We start from the raw sequence: 23,338 nt of genomic DNA on the forward strand, positions 1-23,338 counted from the left end.
AGCCCGCTGCTCAACCAACCGCATCAGCCGCACCGTCGCCGCCGTCCACACCCTCCTCACCTGCGAAAACTCAGGATGAAAGAGGTTCACTGAGCCTTTTCAGCGTTGCCTCTCCGGGGTGAGGACTGCCTTGGCTGCTGGCGTCAGCCGGTTCGGGCTGCAGCGCGCGTGGCCACAACGACGCAGTCCCACACGCGCGCCCAAACAGGGATATCCGCCAACCTCAGGGCTCACAGTGGGAGATAATCATCGGCATGGCACCCATGACCTCTCCCTCCGCAGGTTCATCCGCAGGGGATGTGCTGCGCGCGCGGTACACGGGCAGGCTGCCCTCCTCGCTCACGGATCTGCACGGCCCAGCCAGCGGAGAGGTCGAGCTCCCCCTCCTCGTGGCCTGGTCAGGCCTCCGCGCCTTCGACCTCGGTAACCCGCGGCTGCGCATGAGTCTCTACCGGCAGGTCCTGGGCGAAGGTCAGCGCGACGATGTGATCGCATACCTGAACCGCGACCTTCTACGCGCACAGTGGCCCATTCTCCGGAACCTGGTCAGCCGGTACGTCCGCGACGCCTGGGAAGGAGCGTTCCCGAACCTGTTCTCCGGACACTCGGCTGCCGCGTGAGGCTGACCGAACTGCACCGCCGCCTGCTGAGCGACGTACTGGCCATCGGCACGCACTACCCCCCTCGTGATCACCGGTGGTTATGCGGTCCAGGCCCACGGCCTGGTCCAGCGGCTCAGCCAGGACCTGGATGTCGCCACAGAGAACCCTGCGCCGATGACAGCATCGCCCACAATCTCGCAGAGAGCCTCGAGAACCGGACTGGCTGGTGACGGTGGTGAGTGTCGACCCGCTCTCGGCCCGTCTCCTTGTCCGCGACCAGGCTGGTGGTGAATGCGAAGTGGATGTTCTCAAAGAGAACTTCTGGGAGCCGCCTCGGCAGACGGCCTACGGCCCGGTCCTTGCGCTGGACGACGTCATCGGCACCAAAATGCGCGCACTCGCCGGCCGCGGAGCCGTCCGAGACCTGATCGACGTTCAAGCAGCATCCCGGCTGCGAACCACTCAGGAGCTGGAGCGGCTCGGCCGACGCCATGGCCGCGACGAGTTCAACCTCGAGGACCTGCACAACCGTCTCACTGGCGCGCAGTGGTACGCAGATGAAGAATTTGCCGCCTACGGGCTTGGCACCAGCGAGATCGAGAGCCTGAGGGCATGGGCACAGCAGTGGGCGCAGGATGTCGAGGCTCGTATGTCATCGGGCGAGGACTCCGAGTGAGGTTCCGCGCCCGACCTCGTTGAGATTCGCGTGCCCCCTCGGCCGCCCCCAGCAGGTCGATCACCCCTCGTACGGCAAAGGCGGACAGAGGAACGGACCAGTCCCGATCACTGCTCGCGCTGGTTCTGGCTCACCTTCCAGCCAGCCAGCCCTTCCGAGCGGCACCAGACCCGATCGATAGGCTCTGGGCGTATCGCAGCGCGGCCTGGCCGATCTCGCCTCGGCCGCTTCAGTCTCAAGCCTTTCAGGCCCGTGCTGAAACCTGCCGTACGGATGGGTCCGGCTCTCGCCGCAAGATCGCCTCACCAGGCAATCGCAGGGCATCCAATGCTCGAAGACGGCCGGTTTGCCCGGCCGTCCCTCCGAGCGACACTCGTCTCATCCTGAGGCGGACGGCCACATCCGCAAGCAGTGCAACCGGCCATCCATCCTGAGCGAGAGGTTGAGTTCACCGTCACGCCGGATGAACTCGCCGACCCTCTCGACCGCATCGGCACGAGTGAGAAAGTACCTGTACGCCTCGTACTGCACAGTCGTCATCGGAAGTCTGCGTACAGCGTTCCAGGCCGCTGCCACGGCGTCGGGCAGCCGGTTGAACGTCGCCGGAGCGGTCACATCCTCGATCTCAACGACCACGGGCCCGTCCCACCCGGTGATCCCCGTAGCGCCCCGGCCAGCGATCACGCAAATCTCCTCTTTCGTCCGATCATGCTCTTCTGCCTCGCCGCTGCAATCAGCCCGCGCCACGAGGCACCACACCGACTTGTCGGCGCTACCCTGGCGACGCTCCCACCCCCAGTCGACCGACAGTTGCTGTACCAGCCACAGTCCGCGCCCGCCCTCGTCCTGATCATCTGCCGTGCGCACTGCCGGCAGCCGGTCCCCGGCGTCGTGCACCTCGATCCGCAGCATCCCCGAAACCAGTGCGAACCGGATCAAGATCTGCTTGTCCGCAGGGCAGCGTGCATGTCGAACGGCGTTGGCGACCAGCTCAGTCAGCGCCAACTCACCGGCCTCTTGGTAACATTCGCCGCCCTCTACCTCGGCAAGAAAACGCCGTAGCTCTGCACGTGCAACACCAGCGGACCGCACGTGGTGAGGCATCCAAACCTCCCGGCCGGTCGCCTCGACACATGGGAGAAGGGCCTCGGTCATCGCTCTGAGTCCGTTCCGTTTGGCTGCATGGAAGACGAGCCTCCGGCCAAGGCCCAGGAGCTGTGACGGCAGACAGACGACTGAACTGCCCATATGGCGCACTGCTCGCGCGTTTTTCTTGCTCACACGCCTCCTTACAGTCGTCCGCTATGACGCCGGTGCACTTATCCCCTCAGGAGCTACTGCTATGTATAGCAGTACATAGCTGTGTGCGGCTATCTGCTGAGGCGCACTGCAGTGCGTCGCATCACGCTCGAAGGATGGACGAAGATCGCAGCCACATCGTCGACCCGACCCGGCCCACATACGTGTATCAGCAAGTGGCCGACGACATCGCCCAGCAGATCGCCTCAGGCCGGCTGGCGCCAGGGGCAATGCTCCCTGCAGAACGCGACCTCGCGACTCAGTACGGGGTTGCCTATCTGACGGCACGACGAGCAGTGCGGGAGTTGCGCGGCAGGGGCCTGGTCGTCACCCTCCCCGCCAAGGGAACCTACGTGGTGAAACAGGGCGCGACGTAAGGGCTTCATCACCTGTCCATAGACAGCGGGGTATGCGCCAGATCGCGCACTGGTGCCGGCCGTAACGGGCGACGGCGCAGCCGGAGCGAGGCTGGGACTGGCGATGATCAGGAGAAAGGCGGGGGCGGCCAGTAGGTCGATGCTCTTCGTGGAGGCCTGGTCGAGGTGGGTGGCGGGGGCGACGGCCACGACGGACAGGAGCCAGCCGGTGTAGAGGGTGCCACGCGTCCAGCGGGGAGGAGGGCTGCGCCGGCGCGGGTGAGGCCGCGGGGAACGGCGATGCGGTGCAACCAGAAGACGGCGAGGTAGGCGCCGGCGCGTGCGTCGCCGAGCGCTGGGTGATGACGTGGTCGATGCGAGGGTCGCGCCGCGGGGCAGGACGAGGAGGAACAGCAGGGTCCTGGTGTTGCTGCGAGAGCGGACAGGTGCCAGCTCAGGCACAGGCGGCTCCGCTTGCCTCAGCCATGGACGGCATACAAGTAGTCGATGAGGAAGATCGCCCAACACAGCTTGAGCGGAACCGGGGGACGCCGGAGGGTGGTGTATTGGGGCGGTGATCCAGAATGCGCCGCACCTTTACCGTCACGGGCGGCGGGTCAGTCGGCCACGGACACGAAAATGCCGCGGGTCGCCGGGTCAGCGGCACCAGGGGAAACGGCCGGTCTCGATCAGCCATCTCCCTACGGGCACATCCTGTCCGTAGTCATAGGTCCGCGTCTTGCGGTACGTGATTCCGTCGGGCTCCTCTGCTCGTCGATCAAGTCCTCAGGGAGAGCCATCACGTCCGGCACCCGCAGGCGCCCGAGCGCCACATCTTGCATGTCCGTATCCATCAGGGCATACATGTCCGGGGTCTGAGCCATGATCTGCCGCGCAAGGTTCATGGCAGTGAAGCCGTGCGGCGTCGTGGACGGCATCCCCATGACAAGTCCTTGAGGGCCGATCTCCACGCGGGGCTTGGGCCGGCAGCGCCGACAGCTCGTCCGCAATCTCACGAAGGCGGGCGAAGGTAGCAGGGCCGAGGCTCATGCCCACACGGTACTCAACCTGGCTTGAGATGTGGGCAGGCTTCCGTCCGGTCGGACTTGCCCCGAGATGTCGATGACGGTTCGGGCTGACCCGGTCCCCGTCCGCTGTCGTCGGCCGGGGTTCCGCCCGGCCGACGACCACCGACGGGGCCTGGGCCGATCTGGACCGGCCCCTGGCAGGTGCTTCCGAAGGCGCAGGTCAGGACCTCGGACGAGGCCCCGTTCGGGTGGTCTTCGGGCCGGCCAGCGACTTGCAAGGTCTCGCAAATCTGGTCGAACGCCATCCTCTGGACACATCCGCGACTAATGGCACTTTCACCTTGAGTATGCCTGGAGCATGCACGGCGTGACCGAATTAGCATGCACATGCGGCCGAAAGTTTCGTATTGTGACTGCTTGAAAGCTCTGAGGCGCCGAGTCATCAGAGTGATTTGGTCATACCTGCACATAGGTGACCAGGTTCGCCGGGGGGCGTGCCACAGGGCTCGGGGGTAACGGGGGCGATGCTGCCATGTCAGGCATCGGGCGAATGACTGACCAGCTGTGATCCAGCTGCAGGGCGCGTCCGCAGGCAGGACCACCCTCCGGGGGTCGGGCGATATCGACCCTGATCGGGCGACGCTTCGTCAGATCGCATCCAGGACAGACACAACGCAGGTGGGGGCATAGACGTGACTCAGACTTCCAGCGGGCCGGCACCGTCCCGCAGCGCCCCGACGCCACGGAGTGCACTGCAGCACCCAGGAGGGGGCGCGCGGGTACCAGTGGTGGTGCGGGAACGACGGACGGGCATGGCGGTGTTCGCGGCGCTGCTGATCGTGGCGGGCGGCCTTGGGGCGACCGTGCTGGTCCAGCAGGCCAGCGAGAAGGTCGCCGCGGTGAAGGTGGTACAGCGCGTGGCGCCGGGCCAGCGCATCCCGTCCTCGGCGATCCAGGAGATCCAGGTCGCAAAGGACACCGCGGTGCCGTTCGTGCGCTGGGACCAGCGCGGACAGCTGGCGTCCCGCTACTTCGCGGCGTCCGAGATCCCGGCCGGGACACTGCTGACCGGGCCGATGCTGACCGACAAGGGCTCCGTCGCCTCCGACCAGGCGGTCGTCGGCCTGTCCTTGAAGGCCGGGCAGTTCCCGCCGGGCCTGCGCGAGGGCGACAAGGTCCGGGTGTGGTGGGTCGGCCGTGACGCCGCCAAGAACCCCACCGGCACGGCGGCCGCCGGCACCGGCAACGACGGAACAGAGCTCACCGCGAGCGCCACCGTGCGACAGGTCTTCAAGGCGGAGGCCGGCGCGGTGAACTCGAACCTGTCACTGAGCATCCTCGTCCCTGCCGACAAGGCCGGGCAGGTCGCGCAGGCCGCCTCCGCAGGCGAGGTCGCCTTGGTCCTGCTCTCCGCCGACCCGAAGTAGAAGGGGGCGGATCATGGCACTGATCGCCGTCGCGTCCGCCAAGGGCGCCCCCGGGGTGAGCACCGCCGCGCTCGCCATAGCCGCGGTCTGGCCGCGGCGCTCCCTGCTCGCCGAGGTCGACGAGGCCGGCGGCGACCTCGTGTACCGGCACGCCGCCGACACCGGGCAGCCGCTGGATCCGCGGATCGGCATGCTGTCGCTGGCCCTCGCCGGGCGCCGCGGGCTGCCGCCCGCTCTGGTGTGGGAGCACGCCCAGCGGCTGAACGGCGGCCAGGAAGCCCTGCTCGGCCTGGCCTCGCCGGAGCAGGCGACCGCCTGGCAGGGCACGTGGCCGCTGCTGGGCCGCGCTCTCGCTGCCCTCGGTGACGCCGACGTGATCGCGGACATGGGCCGCATCGGCCCCAGGTCCGGCCCGGCCGAGATGCTGCCGATGGCCTCGCTGATCCTGCTCATCTCAGGCACCACCGCGGAGGAGATCGCCGCGCTGCGCGAGCGCATCGCCGCCCTCGCCGCCCGACTCAGCCCGAACGGCGCCGCCGGCCCTCCGATCGCCGTCCTGCTCGTCGGGCCCAAGCGCGAGCACGTCAAGGTCGCCGCTGGCGTCAACCAGCTCCTGCTGCGTCAGCAGCTCCCGGCCTCCGTCATCACCTGCCTGCCGCTGGACGCCTTGGGCGCAGCGCAGCTGGCCGGCCGCAAGGGCGGCAGGGTCGAGAAGTCCGAGCTGATGCGTGCCGCCCGGCACGCCGTCGCCAACATCGCCGGCCGCTACCGCCTCGGCATCCCCGACCGGCCCCAGCACGTGCAGGAGGTGCGCTCATGATGGACCACCAGCTCGTACGCCAGCTCCGCGGCCAGGTCGGTTCCCAGCTGGCCGAGCAGCGGCGCAGCGACGAGTTCCTCGGCCGGCCGGCCATGGGACCCGACGTGGAGCGGCAGTACGCCCGCTCCGTCATCCAGACCACCCTCACCGAGCACTTCCGTGCCCAGGCCGCCGCGGGCCTCGGCGTGCCGAGTGCGGAGGAGGAGGCCGTCCTCGCGGAGGCGGTGCACGCCTCGCTGTTCGGCGCCGGCCCGCTGCAGCCGCTGCTGGAGCACCCGGACATCGAGAACATCGACATCCAGGGCGACCGCACGTTCGTGGTCTACGCGGGGGGCCGCAAGGAGCGCCATGCCCCGCTGGTGGACAGCGACGAGGACCTGATCGAGCTGGTGCAGACCCTCGCGGCCACCGCAGGGCTCAGCTCGCGGTCGTGGGACACCGCCAATCCGGAGCTGGACCTGCGGCTGCCGGACGGCTCGCGTCTCTCGGCGGTCATGGGCGTCACGCGCCGACCGGCCCTCAGCGTCCGCCGCGCCCGCCTGGGCAAGGTGTTCCTGGAGGACCTGGAGGGCAACGGCACGCTGCCCGCCGAGGTCGGGCAGTTCCTGCGCGCAGCTGTCAGGGCGAGGAAGAACTGCATCATCGCCGGCGCCACGAACTCGGGGAAGACGACCCTGCTGCGGGCGATGGCGAACACGATCGGCCCCGAGGAGCGTCTGATCACCGTCGAGCGCGCGCTGGAGCTCGGCCTGGACGAGTTCGAGGAGCTCCACCCCGACATCGTCGTCATGGAGGAGCGCCTGCCGAACTCCGAGGGCCAGGGCGCCGTGTCGATGGCGCAGCTGGTGCGCCGCTCGCTGCGGCAGAACCCGTCTCGGGTGATCGTCGGCGAGGTCTTGGGCGATGAGATCGTCACCATGCTGCAGGCCATGAGCCAGGGCAACGACGGCTCGCTGTCAACGATCCACGCGAACGGCTCCGCGGAGGTGTTCGACCGGATCGCCACCTACGCGCTGCAGGCGCAGGAACGGCTGCCGATCGAGGCCTCGCACATGCTGATCGCCGGCGCAGTGAACTTCGTGATCTTCCTGCGGCAGGTCCGCGACCGCGAAAGCGGCGAGTACCACCGGCGGGTCGTCAGCATCCGCGAAGTCAACGGCTTCGACGGCCGGGTGCTGTCCAGCGAGGTGTTCAGGCTCGACCCGTTCGGGCAGCTGCTGCCCGGCGCCCCGATTACCTGCCTGGACGACCTCGCCGAGCACGGCTACTACCCGAGCGGGGTGTGGACATGAGCGGCAACGTCGTCCTCACCCCGCAACTCCTGCTCGCGCTGCTCGCGGGCCTGACCGCGGGTGGCGGCCTCGCGCTGATGATCGCCTCGCTGATCGGCTGGCCCCGCCGCCAGCGAACTGGTCCGAACGCAGCGCAGCAGTTGGTGGTGTTCGCGCGCCGCCGAGGCTGGGTGGCCGGCGGCGTCGGTGTGCTGGTGCTGCTGGTGACCCGCTGGCCGGTCGCCGCGATCGGCGTGGCACTGCTGGTGCTGTTCTGGGACCGGCTGTTCGGCGGCGCGAAGGAGGAGAAGGCCGCCCTCGCCCGCATCGAGGCCCTCGCCTCCTGGACCGAGAGCCTGCGCGACACCATGTCCGCCGGCGCCGGCCTGGAACAGGCCGTCCAGGCCTCCGCCCGCGCTGCCGACCCCGCGCTGCGCCCGCACCTGCTCACCCTGATCGACCGTCTCCGGGCCAAGACCTCCCTCGGCGTCGCCTTGGACGCGTTCGCCGACGACCTCAACGACGGCTCCGCCGACCTGGTGATCATCGCGCTGAAAGACAACGCACGCCAACGCGGCCCAGGCCTTCGCGACGTGCTCTCCGAACTCGCCGAGACCGCCCGCGACGAGGCCGACATGCGCCGCCGCATCCTCGCCCAGCGCTCCGGCACCCGCCGCAGCGTCCAGATCGTCATCGGCGTCATCACCGCCTTTCCGATCGGCATGGCCGTGTTCAACCCCGCCTACGTCGAGCCCTACCAGACCCTCCAGGGCCAGGGCGTCCTGCTCCTGGTCATGGCGTTCTTCGTCGGGGGGCTGGTGTGGCTGCGCCGCCTGTCCACCGTCCCCGCCCCCGATCGGCTCCTCATCCGGCAGCAGGAGGTGTACCGGTGATCCTCACGCTGATTGCCGGCGGTGCCGTCGGCGCTGGCCTGTACCTGCTGGTGACCTCTCTGGTTCCGCGGCGTGTCGGCGCGGTCGCCGCCCTGGCCCGCATCGACGCGCTCCGCTCCTCCACTCCCACCGTCCAGGCGCCGCCCGTCCTGGTCACCGCACAGGATCGGGCGCTCGCTCGGATCGGGCCGAAGGTCGCCGCGTTCTACGCCGCGCAGGGCTGGACCCTCTCCTCGCTGCGCACCGACCTGGCACTGCTGGAAAAGCCCACGGAGACGTTCCTGGCGCAGAAGGTCCTCTACGCCGGGGCCGGTTTCCTCCTCGGCCCGCTGCTTGCCGCCGTGCTGTGGATGACTGGCATCACGTCGAGCCCGTTCACTCCGCTGTGGCTGTCGCTGCTGTTCATCGTCGGCTGCTTCTTCGCTCCCGACAGCGAGGTCCGCTCCGAGGCGAAGAAGAAGCGCGCCGAGTTCAAGAGGATCGTCGCCACCTACCTGACCCTGGTCCACCTCAACCTCGCGGGCGGCTCCGGCCTGCCGGAGGCCCTGAAATCCACCGCGGAGGCGTCCGACAGCTGGCCAATGGTCCGCATCCGGCGCGCCCTGGACGCCGCCCGCCTGACCGGTCTGCCGTACTGGGCAGCGCCGGGCCACCTCGGCCAGGAAGTCGGCATGCCCGAACTGGTCGACCTGTCCGCCACCGTCTCCCTGGTCGCCGAGGACGGCGCGAAGATCCGCCAGTCGCTCAAGGCCCGCGCCGAAACCCTGCGCAAGCGCGAACTCGCCGACCTGGAAGGCGCAGCCGCAGCGAAGTCGCAGTCGATGCTCGTCGCCCAGCTACTGCTGTGCTTCGGCTTCCTGATCTTCCTCGGCTACCCGGCCCTGACCCGCGTCATGGCCCTCTGACCTACCTGTCCCACCTGGATTTTCTGTTACCGATCGAGGGGAAAACCGCATGTCCACCATCGCTGTCCGTCCCACCGGCACGACCGGCGCCGGCGCGCGCCTGCTGACGGCGCTGCTCGCCGTCGCCGCCCTCAAGGACCGCGCCATCGGCGCACTGCTGCGCCGCATCGAGGCGGCCAAGGCGCGCCAGGAAGGCGGCTACACCGCGGTCGAATTCATCTTCATCACCGCCGGGGTGATCGTCATCGTCGGCCTCGCCATCCTCGCCATCAAGATCGCCGTTACCACCAAGTCGACCAGCGTCAGCACCTGCATCACCGGCGCCGACACCACCCAAAACGGCGGCTGCAACTAACCACAGGCTCACCGGCCCGCCCCACTGCAAGGGCGGGCCCTGCGAACTGGACGACGGAGACAAGGGGGACATCACACATGGAACAGCTCCAGACCCAGCTGCGCGCATGGCTGCGCGGCGACCGGGGTGCCAGCGCGGTGGAATTCCTGCTCATCACACCGCTGCTGTTCCTGATGCTGCTCTCCATCGTCCAGTTCGGCATGTACTTCTTCGCCGCCCAGGTCACCGAGGCGGCCGCACAGGCCGGCGCGCGCAAGGCCCGCGCCACCGCCGACGACAACCCCGGCGGCTGGCGCGACCTCGCCCGATCCACCAGCCAGACCCGGATCGACACCCTCGGCCCGGCCCTGGTCGGCTCCGCCACCATCACGCCCATCCAGGACGGCGACCAGGTCGGCATCACCGTCACCTCCACGGTCGTGCCCGTCGTCCCGTGGCTGCACCTGCGCGTCACCACCAGGTCCATCGGCCCGATCGAGAGGTTCATCCCCGATGCTTCCTAATGTGGCTGTCAAGCCGTCTCGATCACTGGGGGTGTGACTTGGTAGCACCGTTGGTCACGGATCAGGGCCCACAGGACGTTGACTCGTCGGCGGGCCAGGGCCAGCACTGCCTGGACGTGCTTCTTTCCCTCGGATCGCTTTCGGTCGTAGAACGCGCGCGAGTTCGGGTCCCATCGGATGCTCACCAACGCCGAGGTGTAGAAGACGCGTTGGAGCCCACGGTGGTAGCTGACCCGATGGAGGTTGCCGTGGACCTTGCCGGAGTCCTTCGGTGCGGGGGCGACGCCAGCGAACGCTGCGAGGGCATCTGGGGAGGCGAAGTCGTCCAGGCTGCCGCCGATGGCAGCGAGGAACTCGGCACCGAGCACGACGCCGATTCCGGGGACGCTCTCGACTATCCCAGCGAGTTCGTGTTCGCGAAATCGGCCCTCGATGAGCTTGTCCATCTCGGTGATCTGCTCGTTGAGGGCCATCACCCCCGCGGCCATGGTGTGCACCAGACGGGCGATGGTCTTCTCCCCGGGGATGGCGGTGTGCTGTCGCTGGGCGGCTTGGACGGCCGCCTCGGCCAGGGCTCTGGCGTTGCGGACCTTGCGGTTGGCCAGCCACTTCGTCAGCCGAGTGACGCCGACGCGGCGGATCGCCGCCGGGGTCTGGTACTCAGTCAGCAGCATGAGCGGGCCGGTGTTGGTCAGGTCCAGGGCCCGTTCCAGGGCCGGGAACATGCTCAGCAGGGTGCCGCGCAGGCGGTTGACGGCGCGGGTGCGATCCTCGACCAGGTCGGCCCGGCGGCCGGTCAGCAGCCTGAGCTCGATCGCGGCCTCGTCACCGGGACGGATGGGCCGCAGGTCGCGGCGCATACGGGCCTGATCAGCGATCACGTAGGCATCGCGGGCGTCGGTCTTTCCCTCGCCGCGGTAGCCGTCGGAGGCTCGGTTCACCAGGCGTCCGGGCAGGTAGAGGACCTCCTGGCCATGGTTGATCAGCAGGCACAGCAGCAGGGCCGGCTCACCGCCGGTCATGTCGATCGCCCAGGTCACCTGGCCATCGTCGGCCAGCGCCAGGACATCACCGATCAACTGCAGCAGCTCGGGCTCGTCGTTGGCGACCCGCCGCGACAGCAGGGTCCTGCCTTCGGCGTCCACGGCCAGGCCGTGGTGGTAGCCCTTCCCACTGTCGATCCCCGCCCATATCCGACTCATCGTGCTCCTGACGTGCGTGTTCGTGCAGTACATACCACGGACGACCTCGCCGGCATTGCTCTACTCAGCGACTTGTTCGCACTTCCTAATCGGCGGCCGAGTCGTCGTGGGGCGCCGGGCGGCAAAGCATCAGAAGCCACAAACGGCAGCCGGCTGATAGCCACACCCAGCGCCCCTGGGCGACCCAACCTTACGAATGGCTCGATCAACCCGACTCAGAAGGTAGAGCCGGCTGACACCTCGCGGCCCCGGCGCGGCGACGCCGGCATCTCCACCGTCGAACTCGTCATCATCGCCCCGGTGCTGATGCTCCTCGTCCTCGTCCTGGTCGCCTTCGGCCAGATCACCCAGGCCCGCTCGTCCCTGGACGGCACCGCCCGCGACGCCGCCCGGGCCGGCGCCCTGCAACGCGACTGGGGATCGGCCGTCGACGCCGCCACCACCACCGCGACCAAGGACGCCGCCGGGATCTGCTCCGGCGGCCGCCTCCAGGTCTCCCCCGGCGGCAGCTTCGAGCCCGGCGGCATGTTCACCATCACCCTCAGCTGCCAGGTCAAAGGGCTCAGCATGCTCGGCGTCAACATCCGCAACACCATCCAGGCCCAGTCGACCGCCCCCCTTGATGTGTATCGGCGGGTGGTCCAGTGATGGCCGCCCTGCTCGCCCGCCTGCGCCGGGCCCCGGCCGACCGTGGATCCGGCGCGATCGCCCTGATCCTCGCCGCCATGCTCTTCATGATCATCGCCGGGTTCATCATCGACACCGGCCGCGCCATCCACCAACGCGAACGCGCCGCCGACATCGCCGAACAAGCCGCCCGCTACGCCGCCAACCACATCAGCGCAGCCGACCTGCGCAACGGCGGCACCGTCGTCATCGACGCCGACGGCTGCGCGGGCAACGTCCGCGACTTCGTCCGCGCGGACGGGTTCAGCGGCGACGACATCAACGCCTCCGGATGCCTGAGCACCAGCGGCAACCAGGTCACCGTGCGGATCCGCCTCACCTACACGCCCCTGCTCCTGTCGGCCCTCAGCCGCAGCGGCAGCCTCACCGTGTGGGGCACAGCCACCGCACAAGCCGTCCAGGAACAATGACCCTTGATGATCCATCAGGGGACGGGAGAACTCCGAATGCCCAGCACTAAGCGCATCAAGCTCCTCACCACCGCAGCAGCGGCCGCCGCTGTACTCGCCAGCGCCACCGCCTGTAGCTCCAGCAGCTCCACGAACGGCGGCGACATCACCGGCGCGCAGAGCACCGCACCGACCGCGAGTGCCTCCACCACGCCCTCCCCCACGCAGGCCCCGGGCGCACCCGCCATCGCCCTGCCTTCCGACTACACGGTGAATGTCGATTTCAAGACCGGCGACGATGCCACCAAGAACAAGGCAGCGGACGGTCTCGCCTATGCCCTGCGGGCCTTCAACGAGGCAGAAGCGACTGGCGACATCAACCGCCCTGCCATGGTGTACGCCTACACCGGCACGGCCGGCGCGTACATGAACCAGGCCGTCTCGCAGCTCAAGTCCCGCAACCAGACCATCAACGGGGCCGACCACTACTACGCGCTGGCCGTCGATGTGAAGGACTCCAGCCACGTGGTTGCCGCGTACTGCGAGGACCAGTCGAAGGCCTACGCCAAGGACAAAACGAGCGGGAAGGTCCTGACGACCACCCCGAGCATCAACGACTACACCGACTGGACGACCGCGCTGACGCTGTCCGACAAGGGCGTGTGGCAGGTGTCGTCCACGCAGGCGGAGAAGGGATCGACACGGTGCCAGGGCGCAAGCTGAGCAAGTCCCTCGGGGTGGTCGCTGCGGCACTGGTCGTGGCGGCCACCGCCGTGCCGTCGGCCCACGCGGACCTCGGAACCGGCTGGGGCGGCAGCACCACGATCGGCACGATCGAGTCGCACGTCGAGCTCCGGGTCAACGACGCCGGCCAGGGCGGCACGCACCTCACGTCGGTCGGTGGCTCCTGGGACCCACCGGCGTGCTGGTACGAGCCCGAGTACACGCCCGAGGAATTCGATACCGCCTTCCAGCAGCTCCTCGCCAGCCTGGCCGGAGCCATAGGAGCCGAGGCCCAGAAAGAGTACGACGCGCTGAAGGCGGACCAGGACTTCCACCGGGGCCAGGACGGCCGGTGGTGGGGCATGGTGAAGACCAAGAAGGCCTGGGATCTGCCAACCACCGCGACGTGCACCCAGCAGCCGGGCATCGTGTGGGTTTCCACGGGCAACCCGCCGGCCGGGATGCTCGCGGTGACGCCGCTGATGCTGTCGAAGCTGGCGTACGGCGCGACGAAGCTGCCGCCGCCGAGTGTGAAGCTCTCCCCCGCCCCGGACAAGCAGACCGTGAACCTGCCGACGTACGTCACCTTCGCGGAGCCGATCCAGCCGGTGTCCGTCACGGCGTCCCTCGACTACGAGGGCGTCCACATCGCGGCGTCCACGCTCGCGGTGCCGGTGTCGCTGCGGATCGACGCGGGCACCAGCGACGCCTCCCCTGCCCTGTGCACCTACCCGTTCACCAAGAGCGGCTCCGGCTACCAGGTGGACTCCTCCGTAGCCAGCTGCAACATCACCTACCAACGCTCCAGCCGGGGCGGTACCTACCCGCTCACTGCCCAGGTGACGTGGAAGGTGACCTGGACACCGTCGAGCAACCCGTTCGGTGCCCCGGCGAACCCGCTGCCGGACGGCACCACCAGCGGGGTGCCCCAGGACGTGATCGTCCGCGAGATCCAGACGATCGTCACCGGATAACCCGGGCGACGCGCAGAACCGAGGAGAAGGTCCGGGATGGCGAACACGAGGATCAAGGCGCCGAGCGGCGCCCGCCAACGCACCGTCGGCGACGTGCTGGGGGCGCTGGTCGCTGGTGTCCTGCTGGCCGTCATCCTGGCCGGTATCCCCTTCGGGCTGGTCCGCTACATCGGCTGGCCGCTCCCCCACACGGTGCCGACCCTGGACGACCTCCAGCAGAGTGTGGGCACTGGCACGCTGATCGATGTCCTCGCGGTCGTCGTCTGGCTGCTCTGGGCGCAGTTCCTGGTCTGTGTGCTGGTGGAGCTGCGGGCGGCGCTGTCGGGTGCGGACCTGTCGGTCCGGCTGCCGGCGGCCGGGGCCAGTCAGCTGCTGGCGCGGAAGCTGGTGACGACCATGCTGCTGGTCGGCGCTGGGGCGCTGACGGTGGGGCAGGCCGCGTCCGCGTCCGCGATGCCGCTCCAGCAGGGCCCGGTGCAGCGGATGGCCGCGGTTGCCGCCGCCGTTCCCGGGTCGGCCGCGCAGGCGAGCACCGTGCAGAGCGCGCCGACCGCCGCGGCGTCCGGGCCCGTGTACACAGTGCAGGCCTCGACCGGCTCGCACCACGAGACGCTGTGGGACATCGCCGAGCGGTATCTCGGCGACGGGAAGCGGTACGGGGAGATCTTCGAACTCAACAAGGACCGGGTGCAGCCGGACGGCGGCCGGATGACGGAGGCCGGGCTGGTCCGCGCCGGATGGCGGCTGCAGCTGCCGGCCGACGCCAAGGGCGTCCCCGGCACCGCGGCCGCTCCGGTGGCCGGGCAGCACACGGTCACCGTGGAGCGCGGCGACACCCTGTCGAAGATCGCCGAGAAGGAGCTCGGCGACGGCGACGCCTACCCGAAGCTGCTGGAGGCGACGAAGGACGTCGTGGAGCCCGGCGGCCGGCACCTGACCGACCCCGACATGCTGTTCCCCGGCGACATCATCGTCATCCCCGGCCACACCGCCGCAACGACGCCGCCCACCGCGCAGGCACCCACCACGCTTCCTCCGGCGACTCAGCCAGCTCCCCCTTCCGCCAGCCCGGCGCCCGCCACTCCCCCGGCCGCCGCGAAACCGGCACCACCCTCGACCGAGCAGCCAGCCCCGGCCACCGCGGCACCAAGCGCGCCCGCTGACGCACCGGCCCCCGCCGATGCCGACGGCCAGGCGCAGGCGCCCGTCTCCGCCACGCAGGCCGTCGGCGGAATCGCCGCACTGCTCGGCGCCACCACGCTCGCCGTCATCGCCTTCCGGCGCCGCAGCCAGCAGCGCGAGCGCCGCCCCGGCGAGCGCATCGCCATGCCCGAGGAGATCACCCCGGTCGAGCAGATCCTCGACCGCACCTCCTCCCCCGCCTCCGCCGCCCTCCTCGACCGTGCGCTGCGCACCATGGCCGCCCACAACCCCGGCCAGCTGCCCGTGGTGCGGGCGGCGCGGGTCCAGGCCGACCGCGTCGAGATCCTTCCCGAGGACACGGACGCTGAGCCGATGGCCCCGTTCAGTGGCCGCCCGGACAGCTGGTGGGGGGTCCGCGGCGGCCGCGTCTCTCTCCTCGATGGGGACGAGGCCCGCAAGATCCCGGCGCCCTATCCGGGGCTGGCCACGATCGGCACGGATACCGACGGTGCGGCGGTGATGGCGAACTTGCCGCTGCAGCGCGTGCTTCTGCTGGACGGCGACGAGCAGCAGGTGCGGGAGGTCGCGCGCGGGATCGCGATGGAGGCCGGCACCGCGCTGTGGGCGGATCACATCGAGGTGCTGACTGCGGGGTTCGGTCTGGAGCTTCAACAGCTGCTGCCGGCGTGCCGGGTGATGTACACCCCGAACCTGAGCACGGCGACCGCCGACCTGGCCCGGGTCCTGGTCGAGGTCCACCAGGCCGAGCACGAGGGCGGGCTGGCGCCGCTGCCGTGGATGGTCGTCTGCGCCGCTCTCCCCAGCCGGGAGGATCTGTACGCGTTCGCGGACACGATGGGGAAGGTCCCGGCCGGGCAGCAGATCGCCGCCGTCCTCCCGGCTGCGGGCGGCGCGGCCGAGCTGTTCCCGGACGCCGAGGTCCTCGACGCCTCGCTCGTCACCGAGCCGCAGCCCGTCGAGGCGCTCGACGGCGTGGAGGTGGTTCTGCAGCGAGTGACCGACGAGGCCTATCGGCAGCTCACTGCCACTCTGGCCACTGCGGTCCAGCCAGCCGTGCCCGCCGATGCCCCGTGGGACGTGGCACCCGACCCGGACCACCCGCAGGTCGGTCCGGCGGTCCTGGGGCCCCAGCCGGCCGGGAGCCGCGGGCACCTGTCGCTGCTGACCGTCCCCGACCAGCACGCTCTACCGGAAGCTGGCACCGGCACACCGACCGACGGCACGGACCCCACGAGGGCGGCGACCGACGAACAGCCGATCCCCGCACCAGCAAGCGCCGAGACCAGGCCGGACCGCGCAGACGCGACGGCAGAGCCCGTGAAGGCGGAAGCGGAAGCTCCCGAGAGCATCGGCAGCAGTGGCCGGGTGGTCCCGGATCCTCGGGTGACGATGATGGAAGCCCGGTCGGAGCGGCGCCGCCCGCAGGCCCGGGTGAGCGTGGTGCGCGAAGGCGAGGCCGCGGTGGGCGACGAGCCGGTGGCCCCGCAGGTGCAAATTCTCGGACCGCTGCGGATCACCGGCATCGGTGAGGCGCCAATCGCACCGCGGCTGATCCTGCTCGCGGCGTGCCTGATCTTCAAGAGCGAGCGGGACTACGGGGCGATCGCCAACCACATGGACCCGATGAGTCCGTGGACGCCCGCGACCATGGACACCCACATGTCCCGGCTGCGCGGGCGCCTCGGCCGCGACGCCGCCGGCGAGCCATATCTGCGGCCCAAGCCGAAGGGCGTCCAGCAGTACACGCTGTCGGAGGAGGTCACGGTCGACTACGCGGACTTCAAGCACCTCGCCGAACGGGGCCTGCCGCACGGGGTGGCGGGGGTCCTCGACCTGGAGGCCGCGCTCGCCGTCGTGCGGGGACGGCCGTTCACCGGCGCCGGGGCGCACTCCTGGGCCGCGCCGCTCGTGCAGACGATGGTCGGCGAGATCGTCACCGTCGCCAACACGATTGCGCATCTGCGGGTGCAGGACGGCGTGCTGGACATCGACGCCGCCCGCGCCGCCATCGCCACCGGCCTCGGCGTCGAGCCGGCCGCGGAGGTGCTGTACCGAGCGTGGATGCGCATCGAGCACCGCGCCGGCAACCCGGCCGGGGTGCGCGACGTCGCCGACCAGGCCCGCCGGATGGCCCGCGAGATGCAGTTCGACGGCCTCCAGGACGAGACCGAGCAGCTGATCCAGCGCCTGACCGCCGGCCGCGGCGCCGTCCGGGGCCTGTAACCCCAGTCCATCGGCGGGCCGGCCGGACAGCACCACCGTCCAACCGGCCCGCCTTTCTGTTTCCCGATACCCGGTCCAGGAGTCCCATGTCCCCCTCCCCCGCCGACACCGTGCTCGTTGCTGCTGCCGGACTCGCCGCCGGTGCGCTCCTGGTCCGGCCCGCGGTCTTCGTCTACAGCATCCCCACCGGCACCCGCACCGCCTGCCCTGACTGCGGCCACCACCTCCTGCGCGGCCGCGCTGCCGCCGACCTGCTGCTGCGCCGCCGCTGCACCCGATGCACCGCCGCCGGAAGTACGGTGCGGCTCGGCCCGCCGCTCCTGGTCCCTGAGGTGCTCACCGCTCTCGCCCTCGGCGCCGTAACAGCGGGCGGCGCGACCGGATGGCTCCTCGCCGCCCAGCTGTGGCTCGCGGTCCTCGGCACCACGCTGCTCCTGATCGACATCGCGGTGAAGCGGCTACCCGACCGGCTGACCGGCGCGGCTGCAACCGGTGTCGCATGCCTGCTGGTCGCGGCCGCCGCGACCGGCGGCCAGTGGATGGCCCTGGGACGGGTGGCGGCCGCGGCCGCAGTCGTGGCGGTGGTGTTCCTGGCCTTCGTCCTGACCGGCGGGATGGGCCTGGGCGACGCGAAGCTCGCCCCGGCGCTGGCCGGGCTGCTGGCCTGGCACAGCTGGACGGCCGTCTGCTCGGGAATCTGCGCGGGCATGCTGCTCGGCGCCGCACACGCCGTCCTGCTGATCGTCGGCGGGCGCGCCGACCGCAAGGCCGAGCTCGCCTTCGGCCCATCACTCTTGGTCGGCGCGATCGCTGTGTCAGTGCTCCTCCACTGACGAATCCAGGCCGCGGACCGTCCCAGCGGGTGCGGGGAGCAGAACGGATTGAGCGGGATCCCCACCGGGCGTGTGGGAAGCAGCCTGGCGTCCAGAACAGCCGTAAGACGCCAAGCTAAATCTCAAGCTTCTGATCGACCCCGAGCACGGGCGGACCCAGGACACCGTGGCCGACGCGCTGCGCGACATCCACGCCTGGTCCGGCGGCGACTGGGACCCTCACGCCCACACCCGCCAGGCCGGAACGATCACCGCCGGCGGCGTGACCTGCGACACCGCCATAGCGGACGACTACGGACAGTGGGTGCCCGGCCAAACCGCGAGGATGACGACTGGAGCACCCGCGCCCAGGAACGCTCCGACCTGTGAAACGCCATGATCTGGAGCCTCAAGCACGCCGCCGAGTCGACGCCGGCTCTCGTGCAGGCCCAGAGCGCGACGATCGGCCAACACGCGGCCGCGGTCGCTTCCGTGCACGGCATCGACGAGGACGCGCCGATGCCCCGCATCGCCCAGGCCGTCGTCAAGGTCGACGTCACCGTCGGTCAGACCCCCTCCACACCCACCACCTGATCGGAGAATCTCATGCGCTTCACCCTTCGCGGGGAGCCCGCCGCGTGACTCGCCCTGATCGCCGCCTTCGTGAAGCTGGCCGGCGCATTCCAACTCGCCTTCACCCCGGACGATCAGGCACTCGCCAACGGCCTCGCCGCGGCCGCGGTCGGCTTGGTCGTCGCCCTGGTCGCGCACGACGCCCCGCCACGCCACTCGTCGGCACAATCCAGGCCGGCCTCGCCGCGGCCGCGGTCGGCCTGCACTGGCCGGCCAGCCTGTAGGCCGTCGTCACGATCGCCGTCGGCGCGGCGGTGGCGATGTGAACCCGTACCCAGGTCACCGCACCGGCCCAGGACTGTGTCGCACTCCCGCTCACCCGGTGAGCCGCCAGTGACCACGCACGCCCGACCCGGGCGTCTACATCAACCCGGCCCAGACCCACGCGGAGGTACGGCGCATCGCCGACGACCAGATCCGGATGGAGTCGAAACTGGACGCGATCCGCGCGGACCGGCGGGGCTACTGGGACACCCAGACCGATCACGAGTCCCGGGGCCACGGCCTCGAGGTGAAGGTCTTCGTGGCGATGGGAGCCGCCACCCTGCTCGGCACGGGTGGCGGAGCCCGCGCTCGCGCAAGTGATGGGCCGCCGACCTGGCGGGGTAGTTCAGTGCTGGAGCGGCGGGTTGATGCCCCGCACGAACACCTGGTCGACTCCGGTCCCCACCGCACCGCCCCCTGCTGTCGGTTTTGCGCCGCCGGCAGGGGCAGCTCTGTGCTTACGGCCACTTCCGTGCGATGCGGTCCTCGTGGACGGCGTAGATGGCCGTCTCACCGCTGCGGGCTTCCTGGTAGGTGGCGGCCTGGGACTGGTGGAAGCGCCAAACCTTGTCCGCGATGCGGAGATTCCCGTTGGAGAGGCAGAACATGGGGAGCGAGCCGACGACGAGTGCGCCCCGTTCTGCTGCCAGGTAACGGATGCGTTCGTCCTGGGTGAGGACTGCCCAACCGTTGCGCGCCGCGGCCGCGATCCATTCCTCGTCGGGGACGTTCCGGCCGTCGTCCGGGTAGACGTCGCTGAGATGTAAGACTCGCCAGCCGAGGTCGCGGAGTTGGGTGACGGTGCGGCGCCCGAGGCACCGGTCGGCGATGAACTCAGGCGGCGCGGATGGCGGCAACCCGGCAGACCTCCTCCACCTGGTCCACGCCGATCTGGTACTCGTCGGCGATGTCGTCGAAGGACTCGCCGGCGGTCCAGAGGCCGACGACCGCGTCCACAGGGATCTTGGTGCTTTCCAGGACCGGCGCGCCCCACCCGAAGCGCGGGTCGATGATCACGGGGGCGACATCGTGGTACTGGCGCAGGCGGAGCCGTTGCGGGTAATCGTCGGTCTTGTCCCAGTGGATGTACCGCAAGTGTTCCTGGATGAACTCGCGGAACGGCCGCTGCTTGTCGCAGACGCGGGCGAGGTCCCCGTCGGAGAATTCGGCGAAGATGTCCACGCCGTCGGTCGCGATCCGCCGGGTGGCGAGACCGTAAGGGTCGCCGAACTCCTGGCGGACGGCCGCGGCGGCCTCGCGGATCTTCGGCAGGCTCAGGCCGACTTCTCGCAAGGCCCGGGCCACGTACCCCTCGACGATGGCGACGAAGGGGATCGACGGCCAACCCTTCTGCAGGGGTGTGACGCTGTGCACGATCGGGGCCTCGGCGGCGTCCTGGTGGGTCCAGCGGTACATGGTGCTGTCGGGGATCATGAGGTGCCGTGCGGCGTCGCGGACGGTCAGCAGCGGGTCGTGCAGCTTGTCGACCATGCCAAGGTCCTCTCCCCTGTGCCCGCCCCGTTCGGGTTGTGTCGCGCCGGGTGGCTCTATCCATAGAACGATGCCCGCCAGTGGACGGCACTCACGCCTGGTGCGTGGCCGGGCCGCGCCCCGCGGCCCGTCTGGTGGGCGGCGGCGGTGGCGGGAGTGCATAGCAGTAGTCCTTTACGCATTGTCGGGCGAGGGCCAGAACGTATCCAGGTACCGCCGGGTAGGTTGAGTGGTTGCGCTTCCGTGACCGGCACTGCCGATGATTAGGTCCTGGGGATCAGCGCGATTGGGCCTCTCGGCTGACGCACCTGTCTGGCATCCTCCCGTCCATGGACAAGCTGAAGTGGCGCACGGTCGCCGAGCTCCGCCTCATCCCGTCCGCAGGCGTCCCGAACCCGAATGGGACCGCGAACGCACTCACGTCGCTGATCAACACGCGGGTCGCGATCGAGAACGGGCTCGTGCACATCGACACGCGGACGCTGAACGGGCGGCCCGTGACGGACGCGGCCGCGGAGTACGCGGTGCATGTGGTGCCGACGTCGGCGGTGGAGTACATCAGCTACCGGGTGACGCCGCTGGATTCGCACATCTGGACGGCGTAGGCCCGGGTTTGGGTGTGCCCTGCCGTGAGCAGCGCGGCGGGGCATTGGGCCGGGGTGTGACCGCCTGGCGCATCGGCACTGCCCCGTCCTCCTCCGGGAGGGCGGGGCGACTTCGCGCCGTCCTGGGCCAGGTCGTCACCAGCCCGGCGTGTGGCCCGTACCGCTGCACCACGTGCAGCGGCCGTCGCCGCCACAGGCCTTGCACTTCTTCGGCCCGAAGAAGCCCTGCACCTCGCCGAGCCCCTCACAGTTGCGGCACTCGCCCTTCCGCTCCGGACACGCCCTGCATCGAGCCACCTGGATTCCTCCTAGTCGAAGCTCCAGTGCTGCCCGCATGAACGTAATGGGGACCATGAGTCCTCGGCCTGACAGATCGTGCTTCTGGGCCTGGCTTGAACCGCAGGACCCAGGACAGGGCCGCAACCCTCCGCCGCTTCCGCAAGGGCAGCGCGGAGGTCCAACGCGGCCGTCGGATCGCCGGCCGGCTCGTGGATCTCGGGGCAGATGCGCGACAGGCCCACGTGGTCCATACCGTCGGGTTCCCGCTGCACCCGGGTGCTCAGGATTCAGCCGGTGATCGTCCGGACCGGCCTGCAGCGCCTCTCCGAGGCCGGGACGGACCGGTTTCCGCCCAGCGCCGCGGCAGCGCAGGCCGCGACCCAGGCATCCGCCGGCGGCCGGACCTCCAGCGGCACGGTGCAGCCGCCGCAGCAGTGTGCGGAGGCCCCGCGGTGATGCCGGATGCGCGTCTCGGTGCCAGCGGGCTCGCCTGTAGGAAATCGGCTCTCCGACAGGCGTGCCGAGGTGCCTGGCCGTCCCGCGGCCGGCCTCGTCGGCGGGCGTCGCATACCCAAAATACGAGGCGGATTTCGCCATCCCGCTGGGGCAATGCCTAAGATCGACGTAGATTCCCTGGTACGAGCACGAGTTGACACAGCGGGAGCGCCAGTGAGCGGAAGCACGTTCGGCACGGACAACAGTGTGGGATCGACACGTGCCCTGTTGGAAGCACAGCTGCCGGCCGTGCGGGAGCAGCGGCGGAAGTTGGAGGACCAGCTCGCGGCCGTCCTCGCCCAGGAGAACGCGATGGTGGCGGTGCTGGAGGGCCTTGAGGCCCTGGCCAGCGTGCCGGTCGGAGGGCCGGACTCAGCGGCTGGCGTAGACGCGCGGAGCCCGGGCGAGCCGCCTGCTGCAGTGCAGGACAACGCCGACGTCCCGAAGGACAGGCCAGAGGCCGGCGGCGAGGCGACGGTGGGCACGGACGGGTCGGCCCGGCCAGCCAAGGCCCGGCCCGCAGCCAAGCGCACCCAGAAGACCGTGACGCGCAAGGCAGACAGCGCTGCAAAGAAGACGGCGAAGAAGGCGGCCGGGAAGCCCGCCACGGGCAGGACCGCGGTGGCGGGCGTCCGGAAGCAGTCGCAGGAGGCACCACCGATGGCCGCTCCCGGGAAGAAGACCACCGCGCGCCGAGCTCCCACCGCCACCGGGCCGAAGCAGACCACCCGTAGCAAGGTGGCCCCCAAAGCCGCGCCGGACACCGGTCCGCAGCTGGCCACGGAGCGCGATTCGGCGCCAACCCGGCCGGTGGCGGGCCGTCGGCGGCTGACCGACGCGCAGCGCGTGCTGGACGTCCTGAACCAGAGCGATGGGCCGCTGCGGGCTGGCGAGGTGAGCAGTCGACTCGGGCTGGACGGTCAGAACGGCACCGTCGATGCGGTACGCACGGCCTTGGAGCGTCTCACCAAGTCCGGTCGTGTCCAGCGCACCGGGCGTGGTCTGTACACGGCAGCCGCCAACTGATGACACCCGGCGACGCCAATGCGTCGCCATTCCGAGCGGGGTTTCAGACGCTGTCGGCACCGACCACGCCGTGACCACGCCGCGCAGGAGCGTCCCGCTCTTCTGTGTGTCCTGCAGGCTCTCCGCCGGGGGCGCGCCCCCCCCCCCCCCCCGGGGCGCCCGAGGGGGGGGGTGGGGGGGGGCGGCTGTCGCGGGGGCCCGCCCCCCCCCCACCCGCGGCGGCCGCGCCCCGCGGC

Annotated in this window: 23 protein-coding genes, 1 tRNA gene and 1 pseudogene; 21 read left to right on the forward strand and 4 right to left on the reverse strand. The window is 70.1% G+C overall.

All coding sequences use genetic code 11. The features are described from left to right. The first annotated feature begins 254 nt into the window (after positions 1-254). The gene (locus ACFV0G_RS11640; protein WP_380545381.1) at positions 255-620 is read left to right on the forward strand and encodes a hypothetical protein; all 366 of its coding nucleotides are present in this window, start codon (positions 255-257) and stop codon (positions 618-620) included. Beyond that, a pseudogene (locus tag ACFV0G_RS11645) lies at positions 617-1,278 on the forward strand (nucleotidyl transferase AbiEii/AbiGii toxin family protein). Before ACFV0G_RS11640 ends, ACFV0G_RS11645 begins: the two are co-directional and overlap by 4 nt. Positions 1,279-1,656: 378 nt before the next feature. Here ACFV0G_RS11645 and ACFV0G_RS11650 read toward each other — a convergent pair. Then, complete coding sequence (locus tag ACFV0G_RS11650) at positions 1,657-2,559, reverse strand: ATP-binding protein (RefSeq protein ID WP_380545383.1); 903 nt, start codon at positions 2,557-2,559, stop codon at positions 1,657-1,659. 134 nt (positions 2,560-2,693) lie between these two features. Here ACFV0G_RS11650 and ACFV0G_RS11655 point away from each other — a divergent pair, with 134 nt between their 5' ends. The 8 genes from ACFV0G_RS11655 (at position 2,694) to ACFV0G_RS11690 (ending at position 10,135) form a co-directional block, all read left to right on the forward strand. After that, the gene (locus tag ACFV0G_RS11655; protein ID WP_380545385.1) at positions 2,694-2,954 is read left to right on the forward strand and encodes a winged helix-turn-helix domain-containing protein; all 261 of its coding nucleotides are present in this window, start codon (positions 2,694-2,696) and stop codon (positions 2,952-2,954) included. A gap of 1,819 nt (positions 2,955-4,773) precedes the next feature. Continuing rightward, complete coding sequence (locus tag ACFV0G_RS11660; protein WP_380545387.1) at positions 4,774-5,388, forward strand: hypothetical protein; 615 nt, start codon at positions 4,774-4,776, stop codon at positions 5,386-5,388. A gap of 13 nt (positions 5,389-5,401) precedes the next feature. Next, positions 5,402-6,208, forward strand: a complete 807-nt coding sequence (locus ACFV0G_RS11665) for a hypothetical protein (protein WP_380545389.1) — start codon at positions 5,402-5,404, stop codon at positions 6,206-6,208. Beyond that, positions 6,205-7,500 carry a CpaF family protein gene (locus tag ACFV0G_RS11670; protein WP_380545391.1) on the forward strand — a complete coding sequence of 432 codons (1,296 nt, stop codon included), beginning with the start codon at positions 6,205-6,207 and terminating at the stop codon, positions 7,498-7,500. Before ACFV0G_RS11665 ends, ACFV0G_RS11670 begins: the two co-directional genes overlap by 4 nt. Then, on the forward strand, positions 7,497-8,372 hold the full coding sequence (locus ACFV0G_RS11675) for a type II secretion system F family protein (protein ID WP_380545393.1): 876 nt from the start codon (positions 7,497-7,499) through the stop codon (positions 8,370-8,372). The genes ACFV0G_RS11670 and ACFV0G_RS11675 overlap by 4 nt, the downstream gene beginning before the upstream one ends. Continuing rightward, entirely contained in the window at positions 8,369-9,277 is a 909-nt protein-coding gene (locus ACFV0G_RS11680; protein WP_380545395.1) for a type II secretion system F family protein, read from the forward strand. The genes ACFV0G_RS11675 and ACFV0G_RS11680 overlap by 4 nt, the downstream gene beginning before the upstream one ends. 49 nt (positions 9,278-9,326) lie before the next feature. Further along, positions 9,327-9,632 (forward strand): hypothetical protein, encoded by a 306-nt coding sequence (locus tag ACFV0G_RS11685; protein ID WP_380545397.1) that lies wholly within the window; start codon positions 9,327-9,329, stop codon positions 9,630-9,632. Positions 9,633-9,709: 77 nt separating this feature from the next. Next, a complete protein-coding gene (locus tag ACFV0G_RS11690) occupies positions 9,710-10,135 on the forward strand; it encodes a TadE family protein (protein WP_380545399.1) in 426 nt (141 codons plus the stop codon). 8 nt (positions 10,136-10,143) lie between these two features. Here ACFV0G_RS11690 and ACFV0G_RS11695 read toward each other — a convergent pair whose 3' ends face one another. Beyond that, on the reverse strand, positions 10,144-11,337 hold the full coding sequence (locus tag ACFV0G_RS11695) for an IS110 family transposase (RefSeq protein WP_380545401.1): 1,194 nt from the start codon (positions 11,335-11,337) through the stop codon (positions 10,144-10,146). 267 nt (positions 11,338-11,604) lie between these two features. On the opposite strand from ACFV0G_RS11695, the gene ACFV0G_RS11700 reads away from it, so the two are divergent. From ACFV0G_RS11700 to ACFV0G_RS11735, 8 genes are all read left to right on the forward strand, one after another. Further along, positions 11,605-11,985 carry a TadE/TadG family type IV pilus assembly protein gene (locus ACFV0G_RS11700; protein ID WP_380545425.1) on the forward strand — a complete coding sequence of 127 codons (381 nt, stop codon included), beginning with the start codon at positions 11,605-11,607 and terminating at the stop codon, positions 11,983-11,985. Then, positions 11,985-12,434 carry a TadE/TadG family type IV pilus assembly protein gene (locus tag ACFV0G_RS11705; RefSeq protein ID WP_380545403.1) on the forward strand — a complete coding sequence of 150 codons (450 nt, stop codon included), beginning with the start codon at positions 11,985-11,987 and terminating at the stop codon, positions 12,432-12,434. Before ACFV0G_RS11700 ends, ACFV0G_RS11705 begins: the two co-directional genes overlap by 1 nt. A gap of 36 nt (positions 12,435-12,470) precedes the next feature. After that, positions 12,471-13,136, forward strand: coding sequence for a hypothetical protein (locus ACFV0G_RS11710; protein WP_380545405.1), 666 nt, complete (start codon positions 12,471-12,473; stop codon positions 13,134-13,136). After that, positions 13,118-14,110: a hypothetical protein gene (locus ACFV0G_RS11715; protein ID WP_380545407.1), complete on the forward strand. Its 993-nt coding sequence runs from the start codon at positions 13,118-13,120 to the stop codon at positions 14,108-14,110. Before ACFV0G_RS11710 ends, ACFV0G_RS11715 begins: the two co-directional genes overlap by 19 nt. 36 nt (positions 14,111-14,146) lie before the next feature. After that, positions 14,147-17,497: a hypothetical protein gene (locus ACFV0G_RS11720; RefSeq protein ID WP_380545409.1), complete on the forward strand. Its 3,351-nt coding sequence runs from the start codon at positions 14,147-14,149 to the stop codon at positions 17,495-17,497. Between the two features lie 86 nt (positions 17,498-17,583). After that, on the forward strand, positions 17,584-18,330 hold the full coding sequence (locus ACFV0G_RS11725; RefSeq protein WP_380545411.1) for a prepilin peptidase: 747 nt from the start codon (positions 17,584-17,586) through the stop codon (positions 18,328-18,330). Positions 18,331-18,705: 375 nt separating this feature from the next. Then, positions 18,706-18,903: a hypothetical protein gene (locus ACFV0G_RS11730; protein ID WP_380545413.1), complete on the forward strand. Its 198-nt coding sequence runs from the start codon at positions 18,706-18,708 to the stop codon at positions 18,901-18,903. Positions 18,904-19,541: 638 nt separating this feature from the next. After that, positions 19,542-19,614 (forward strand) — tRNA-Ile (locus ACFV0G_RS11735). 50 nt (positions 19,615-19,664) lie between these two features. On the opposite strand, the gene ACFV0G_RS11740 is transcribed toward ACFV0G_RS11735, so the two are convergent. Continuing rightward, positions 19,665-20,063: a DUF5615 family PIN-like protein gene (locus ACFV0G_RS11740; RefSeq protein WP_380545415.1), complete on the reverse strand. Its 399-nt coding sequence runs from the start codon at positions 20,061-20,063 to the stop codon at positions 19,665-19,667. Continuing rightward, entirely contained in the window at positions 20,041-20,697 is a 657-nt protein-coding gene (locus ACFV0G_RS11745; RefSeq protein WP_380545417.1) for a DUF433 domain-containing protein, read from the reverse strand. Before ACFV0G_RS11745 ends, ACFV0G_RS11740 begins: the two co-directional genes overlap by 23 nt. 329 nt (positions 20,698-21,026) lie before the next feature. Between ACFV0G_RS11745 and ACFV0G_RS11750 the strand changes: the two genes are divergently transcribed. The 3 genes from ACFV0G_RS11750 (at position 21,027) to ACFV0G_RS11760 (ending at position 23,102) form a co-directional block, all read left to right on the forward strand. After that, entirely contained in the window at positions 21,027-21,302 is a 276-nt protein-coding gene (locus tag ACFV0G_RS11750) for a hypothetical protein (RefSeq protein ID WP_380545419.1), read from the forward strand. Positions 21,303-21,875: 573 nt separating this feature from the next. Then, on the forward strand, positions 21,876-22,037 hold the full coding sequence (locus ACFV0G_RS11755; protein ID WP_380545421.1) for a hypothetical protein: 162 nt from the start codon (positions 21,876-21,878) through the stop codon (positions 22,035-22,037). 213 nt (positions 22,038-22,250) lie between these two features. Then, on the forward strand, positions 22,251-23,102 hold the full coding sequence (locus ACFV0G_RS11760; RefSeq protein ID WP_380545423.1) for a type IV toxin-antitoxin system AbiEi family antitoxin domain-containing protein: 852 nt from the start codon (positions 22,251-22,253) through the stop codon (positions 23,100-23,102). Positions 23,103-23,338 lie beyond the last annotated feature (236 nt).

Origin of the sequence: Kitasatospora sp. NPDC059571, assembly GCF_042735675.1 — a bacterium.
Classification (GTDB): Bacteria; Actinomycetota; Actinomycetes; order Streptomycetales; family Streptomycetaceae; genus Kitasatospora.